Annotated in this window: 4 protein-coding genes; 1 reads left to right on the top strand and 3 read right to left on the bottom strand. The window is 67.4% G+C overall.

Annotated elements, in window-relative coordinates; translation table 11 throughout:
* From AC2VOU_RS15540 to AC2VOU_RS15530, 3 genes are all read right to left on the bottom strand, one after another.
* Positions 1–2,910, bottom strand: a 2,910-nt coding sequence (locus tag AC2VOU_RS15540; protein WP_486958181.1) for a type I polyketide synthase, incomplete at its 3' end; no start/stop codon positions are given.
* A 258-nt stretch (positions 2,911–3,168) separates the two neighbouring features.
* Positions 3,169–4,440: a glycosyltransferase gene (locus AC2VOU_RS15535; protein ID WP_486958179.1), complete on the bottom strand. Its 1,272-nt coding sequence runs from the start codon at positions 4,438–4,440 to the stop codon at positions 3,169–3,171.
* A 10-nt stretch (positions 4,441–4,450) separates the two neighbouring features.
* Positions 4,451–5,179 (bottom strand): class I SAM-dependent methyltransferase, encoded by a 729-nt coding sequence (locus AC2VOU_RS15530; protein WP_486958178.1) that lies wholly within the window; start codon positions 5,177–5,179, stop codon positions 4,451–4,453.
* Between the two features lie 131 nt (positions 5,180–5,310).
* On the opposite strand from AC2VOU_RS15530, the gene AC2VOU_RS15525 reads away from it, so the two are divergent.
* Positions 5,311–6,163, top strand: an 853-nt coding sequence (locus tag AC2VOU_RS15525) for an acyltransferase family protein (protein ID WP_486958180.1), incomplete at its 3' end; no start/stop codon positions are given.

Below are 6,163 nucleotides of genomic sequence, written 5' to 3'. Positions count from 1 at the left end.
AGCCGCTGCCGAGGCGTATTTTTCCCAGCGAATCTCGTAGCGAGAGTCGGTGATCGACTGTGCCTTGCGCTGTCGGTTGTGTTGCGCGGCAACCTGTGTCAGCAGATCGACGGCCTGCGGATTACCGCTGCCGCCGTCGAGTAGCGCGACGAGCTCCTCGATCTGGCCGTCCTCGAGGAGCCGGACCGTCTCGGTCCGCATGGCCTGGGTTTCGTCGAAGCTCTGGGTGGGCCGGACCCGCTTCTCGCGGAACCAGTACGGGCGATGCTGAAACGGATAGGTGGGCAGGTCGAGTGTGCCCGCCGGGTACCGCTGGAGTGCGCCGAAGTCGGGCAGATGGCCGACGATATAGGCGTTGGCGAGGGCTTCGGTGATCTGGCGGTGGTCGGCCTTGTTCTTGCGCAACGACGGGATCGCCCGGGGCGCGGTTGCCGGGTCAGGCCAGGCCCGCAGCGCCGCCGCGCTGAGCACCGGTTGCGGGCCGACCTCGAGCAGCATCGTGCAGTGCAGGTCGGCCAGTGTGTGCACGCTTTTGGCGAATTCGACCGGCCGCCGCGCGTGGTGGCGCCAGTAGGCGCCGTCCAGCTTCGCGGTCCTGCCCAGCGCAGCGCCGGTGCGGTTGCAGACCAATGTCCTTTGCGGCGAGGCGAACTCGAAGCGATTCGCGTACGACTCGAAGTCGTCGAGCACGGTGTCCAACAGTGCGGAATGGAAGGCGTGGCTGGTGTCCAGCCAGTCGCAGCGCAGACCGTCGGCTTCCAACCCGGCCACCGCCTGGTCCAGGTCCTGCGTCGGTCCCGACAACACGGTGTTGGCGCCGTTGTAAGCGGCCACCGACAGACTCGGAAAATGGTCCGTCACACTTTCTACCCGCTCGGCGTCGGCGAACACCGCGACCATCCGGCCGCCGTCGGGCAGGCTGCCGAACAACCGGCCGCGCTCGGCCAGCAGCAGGGCGCCGTCCTCCAGGCTGAACACCCCCGCGACGCAGGCCGCGGTGTATTGGCCGACGCTGTGGCCGATCACCACGTCCGGTTCGAAGCCCCACGACTGCCAGAGCCGGGCCAGACCCATCTCCACCGCGAAAAGGGCGGGCTGGGCGTAGCTGGTCTGCCGCAGAGTGTCGTCACCGTCGGGATCGAAGATGACGTCCAGCAAAGGCTTGGCCAGCACGTCGTGCACTGCCGCCGCGCACCGGGTCATCGTGTCGGCGAACACCGGCTCGGTCTCGAACAGCTCGCGCGCCATGCCGGCGTACTGGCTGCCCTGGCCGGGGAACAACCATGCCGTCCTGGGCTTGTCGGCGCACTCTGCGCGCAGCAAACCCGTTGCCGGGCGATCCTCGGCCAGCGCGCGGAGCAGCTCGCCCGCGGATTGGGTCGAGTTGACCACCAACGCAGCCCGGTGCTCGAAGTGTGATCGTCCGGCTCCGGCGGTAAAGCAGAGATCGGCCAGCGACGCCTCGGGGTGGGCGGCGAGCCAGTCGCGGTATCCCTTTGCCACGTCCACCAGGGCGGCCGGGCTACGAGCCGACAGCGGCAGCAGGCTGAACCGTCTGTCGTCGTCGGGCGGCGCCGGGGCCTGGCCCACCTCGACGGGCGCCTCCTCGACGATGACGTGCGCGTTGGTCCCGGAAAACCCGAACGAACTGACCCCGGCGATACGGGGCCGGCCGTCGCGCGTCCAGGGCTGGGCCTCGTCCACCACCCGCACCGCAAGCCGGTCCCACGGAATGTGCGGTGACGGGTTGGTGAAGTTCAAGTGCTTGGGCAGCACCTCGTGCTCGAGCGACAGGACAACCTTGATCAGACCCGCGATGCCGGCGGCGGCCTCCAGGTGCCCGATGTTCGTTTTCACCGAACCGATCAACAGCGGCCGGTCGGCGTCACGGCCCTTACCCAATGCCGCGCCGGCGGCCTGGACTTCGATCGGGTCACCCAGCGACGTCCCGGTTCCGTGTGCCTCGAGGTAGCCGACATCGCCGGCCGCGACGCCCGCGCGCTCCAGTGCTTCGGCGATGACGCGTTGCTGGGCGACGCCGTTGGGCACCGTCAAACCGCCTGATGCGCCGTCCTGGTTGATCGCGCTGCCGCGGATCACGGCCCGGATCCGGTCGCCGTCGCGGAGCGCGTCCTGCAGGCGTTTGACGACAATGACACCGCAGCCCTCGCCGCGCACGTAGCCGTCCGCGGTCGCGTCGAAGGTTTTGCACTTGCCGTCCGGGGCCAGCATGTGCGCGTGCGAGAAGGTCATCGCGGTCTTGGCGCTGAGCATGACGTTCACGCCGCCGGCCAGCGCGAGGTCGCACTCGCCCAGGAGCAGTGCCTGGCAGGCCTGGTGGACGGCCACCAGCGACGAGCTGCACGCCGTATCGACGGACACGGCCGGGCCCTGCAGCCCCAGCCCGTAGCTGATCCGGCCCGCCCCCGCCGCCGACGACGTCCCGATCGCCACGTAGGCCTCGATTTCGGCGGGACTCAGCTGCTCCGAGATCAACCCCAGATAGTCGTGGGTGCCCAGACCCATGAACACGCCGGTCTTGGTGTTCGCCAGAGCTGACGGCGCGGTGCCGGAATGCTCCACCGCCTGCCACGACGTCTCCAGCAGCAGCCGGTGCTGCGGGTCGATCAACATCGTTTCCCGCTTCGACAGCCCGAAGAAGGGTGCGTCGAATCCCGTTACGTCGTCAATGAAGCCGGCGCGGCGGCTGACGATCTTGCCGGGTGCGTCCGGATCCGGGTCGTAGTACTCATCGACATCCCAGCGGTCTTGCGGCACCTCCGATATCGCATCGCGGCCGTCTCGCAGTACATTCCAGAATTGTTCTGCGTCGGCAGCACCCGGAACGCGCAGCGCATAGCCGACGATCGCAAACCCTTCGTTGGCCCCCCGTGCTTCACGTCCCCGAATGGGTGTCTCGATGGTCAAGGGGCTGTCCTCTCGGCAGTTTTGGTTGTCGCTTGGCCGTTCAGGCGCCGCGGCCTGGAAAGCCGCCGACCGTTGGGCACGACCGTGGAACGGGCAGCGGGTAGCTCAATCCAAAGGCCGCATAGTTACACATGAGTGGAACAAGTTCCAAACCATACTGGAGAGCTGGAGGAACAATCCAGGTATTCGGAGAAATGGCCCTAGGGCCGGTCGGGGCCGGTCGGGGCCGGTCGGGGCCGGTCAGGGCCGGTCGGCCGACACGCGGGCGAAATCTTCCAGCAGGTCGGCGGCGGCCGCCGCGCTTGTGGCGGGTTCGGTGATCCGGCTGGCGAGCTCGCGAGCCTGGGCGACATATTCCGGGGCCAGAATCCGGCGCAGATCCGCGATCAGCGACTCCTCGGTCGCGGTAGAAAAACGCCGGGCAGTGCCCACCTTCAGCCGCTTGACCGCAGCTCCGTAGACCGCGTGGACGAGGTCCCAGAACAGGATCAGCTGGGGGACGCCCGCGCGCATGGCGATCGGTGTGGTGCTCGAGCCGCCGTGGTGGACGAGCGCGCGGCAGGCAGGGAAGACGGTCCTGAAATTGAGGTTGCCCACCACCTTGACGTGCTCGAAATCAGGGACGTCGCTGAAGTCGGTGCCGGCGGCGCCGACCAAGGCCCGCTCGCCTAACCGCGTGCAGGCCGCCGCGATCATCGCGATCGTGTCGGCGGGAGATTCGACCGGGATGCTGCCGAACCCGAAGTAAATCGGGGGAGTTCCCGCGGCGATCCACGACGCGACCTCCGCGTCGTCATCCGTCCCCAGCCCGAGCGTCAGGGTGCCGACGAAGGGCCGCTGGGCCTCCCATTTCGCCCATTCGCCGGCCAGGCCGGGAAAGCACGCCTCGTCATAGGCCTGGATCTCCAGTGCGCCGCGATCGGTGATCCGTCGCGGTGCAGGGCCTTTTGCCCGGGGTAGGCCCAGTTCACGGCGCTGGGCGTCCTCGGCCTTCTTCATGCCACGCCACGTCACCCACCAGAACGCCGTCACCGCCGAGCGGGCCAATGGCGCCGGCAGGAATCGCAGGGTCTGGCCGTTGGGCCGCAGCGGGAAGTAGTGCAGCGTCGCCAACGGAATGTCGTGATACTCCGCGACATTGGCGGCGGCGTCCTCGAAATTGATGCCGGTGAATATCAGGTCGGCCCCATCCGCCAGCGCTATCAGCGTGGTGCTCATCTCGTGCCAACCCCGGAGCAGCGGGCCCGCAATGTCGAGCCGTGATCGGATCAGGGTCCGGACCCGCCAGGGGCGGCTGAAGAAGCACGTCCAGAACTCGCGATGCGAGTCCAGGATCGACTGCGCCGCCGGGCCGAAGCCGACCGCCGCAACTCCAGCCGCCTCGGTGAAGCCGACCAGGTCGGGCGGTACCGCCATGCGCACGTCGTGCCCGCGGTGGACCAGTTCGCGGCCGACCGCCAGGTTGGGCTCGACATCGCCGCGACTGCCCCAGCTTGCCAGCACGAATTTCATTCGCGGGCCCTTACTTCGAAGCGACGCCCGTGGTGAGAAATTCGTCGAGATACCGGGGCGATTTGAGGTTCAGCAAGCGCTTTCGGTCGGCCTTGAGATCGGCGTAGGTGAGCGCATCGACCTGGGCTGCCGAGTAGGCCAGTCGTGATTCCGGAGTGCCTTTTCGGACGACCCCGACGCCCATGTCGCAGTTGAGTACCGCGACCCGCAGGTCGGGCCGCTGGCTGCGCAGATAGACGATCGACTTCCAGACATCACCGCTCCAGATGCCGATCACCAGCGGCCCTTTCTGCTGCGCGACAAAGTCAGCCCAGGTTTCCGCCCGACGGCCGATCAGTTCGAGCGCGGGGTTGCAGTCGTGCAGGAAGATGACGCCGTCCTCCTTCAAATAGCGGACGGTGTTTTCGACGTCGCGCACCACCTGCTCGTAGGTGTGAAGTCCGTCGATCAGGGCGACGTCGATGGGGCGCGCGGCGAGGAAGTCCGCCTGATCTGTGAAGAAGGCATCGCTGGTTGTCTCGAAGTAGTGCGTTGCGCGCGCCTTGATGTTGGCCATCCTGCGGGTGCGCTCGGATAGTTTGAACGCCGGGTCGACGGCGATCTTCTCGTCGGCGCCCACGCGCCGGAACGCCTGACCTTTGGAAACGCCGATCTCCAGGTAGACCGGGTTTACCCTGCCGTCGAGGGCCCGCTGCACGGCCCTGATCCGGTTTTGGCCCGGCAGCGCGTCGGCCAGCATGACGAGTCTGTCGTTGAAGTTCACCGCACGATCCTCTCCGCCAACGCGGTCTCTCACAAGAGTTTTGTTGAACGCGTGTGTGATAATGCCACGACTCACAGCCAGATGTCCCTTGCACTAAGTAGGTGGCCTTGCGTCCGACCGCCGTCGGCAGCACCGCAGCGGTGCAACAGGGCTCATCGCGGGCGGGATTTCGTCGGGACATCGAGGGGTTGCGCGCGGTCGCGGTGCTGGCGGTGGTGCTGTTTCACGCCGAGGTGCCGGGAGTGGGCGGCGGATTTGTCGGTGTGGACGTGTTTTTCGTCATCTCCGGCTTTTTGATCACCGGGGGTTTGTGGCGCGAGGTGAACGCCTCCGGCACGGTCGGGCTGCGTCGCTTCTACGGAGCGCGCGCCCGCCGGTTGCTGCCGGCGTCGGCCCTGGTCGGCGTCATCACCATGCTGGGCTCAGTCGTGCTGTTACCGGCGTTGCAGGTCCGGATCGTCATCGGCGACGGCATCGCCAGTGCGCTGTATGTCGGCAACTATCGATTCGTTCTGCGAGGCGTCGACTACTTCGCCGACCACGTACCGCCATCGCCGTTTCAGCACTACTGGTCGTTGGGCGTCGAGGAGCAGTTCTACCTGGTGTGGCCGGCGTTGATCATCGGCACGGCATGGTTGGTCCGGCGGGTGCGCCGGCGCAGCAAGGCCGAGGCGCCCGCCGCACCGGGTCCCTACGTGGTGGCTCTCGCGTTGGTCGCGGCGGTGTCGTTTGCGCTGTCGTTCGTAGCGACGTATGTGGCGCCCGCGGTGGCGTTTTTTTCGCTGCCGACCCGGGCGTGGCAGTTGGCGGTCGGTGGGCTGGTGGCCCTCACGGTTGTCCGCTGGCGGCGCCTGCCGCCGCGTGCCGCCGCGATCACCGGGTGGGCCGGGCTGGCGCTGATCGTGTGGGCCTGCGTGGGTTTGAGTAGCACGACGCCGTATCCGGGTATTGCCGCGCTGT

The organism is Mycobacterium sp. TH-M25 (assembly GCF_057473665.1).
Note: the sequence above shows the minus strand (reverse complement) of the source record. Positions and strands in the feature narration are given on the sequence as shown.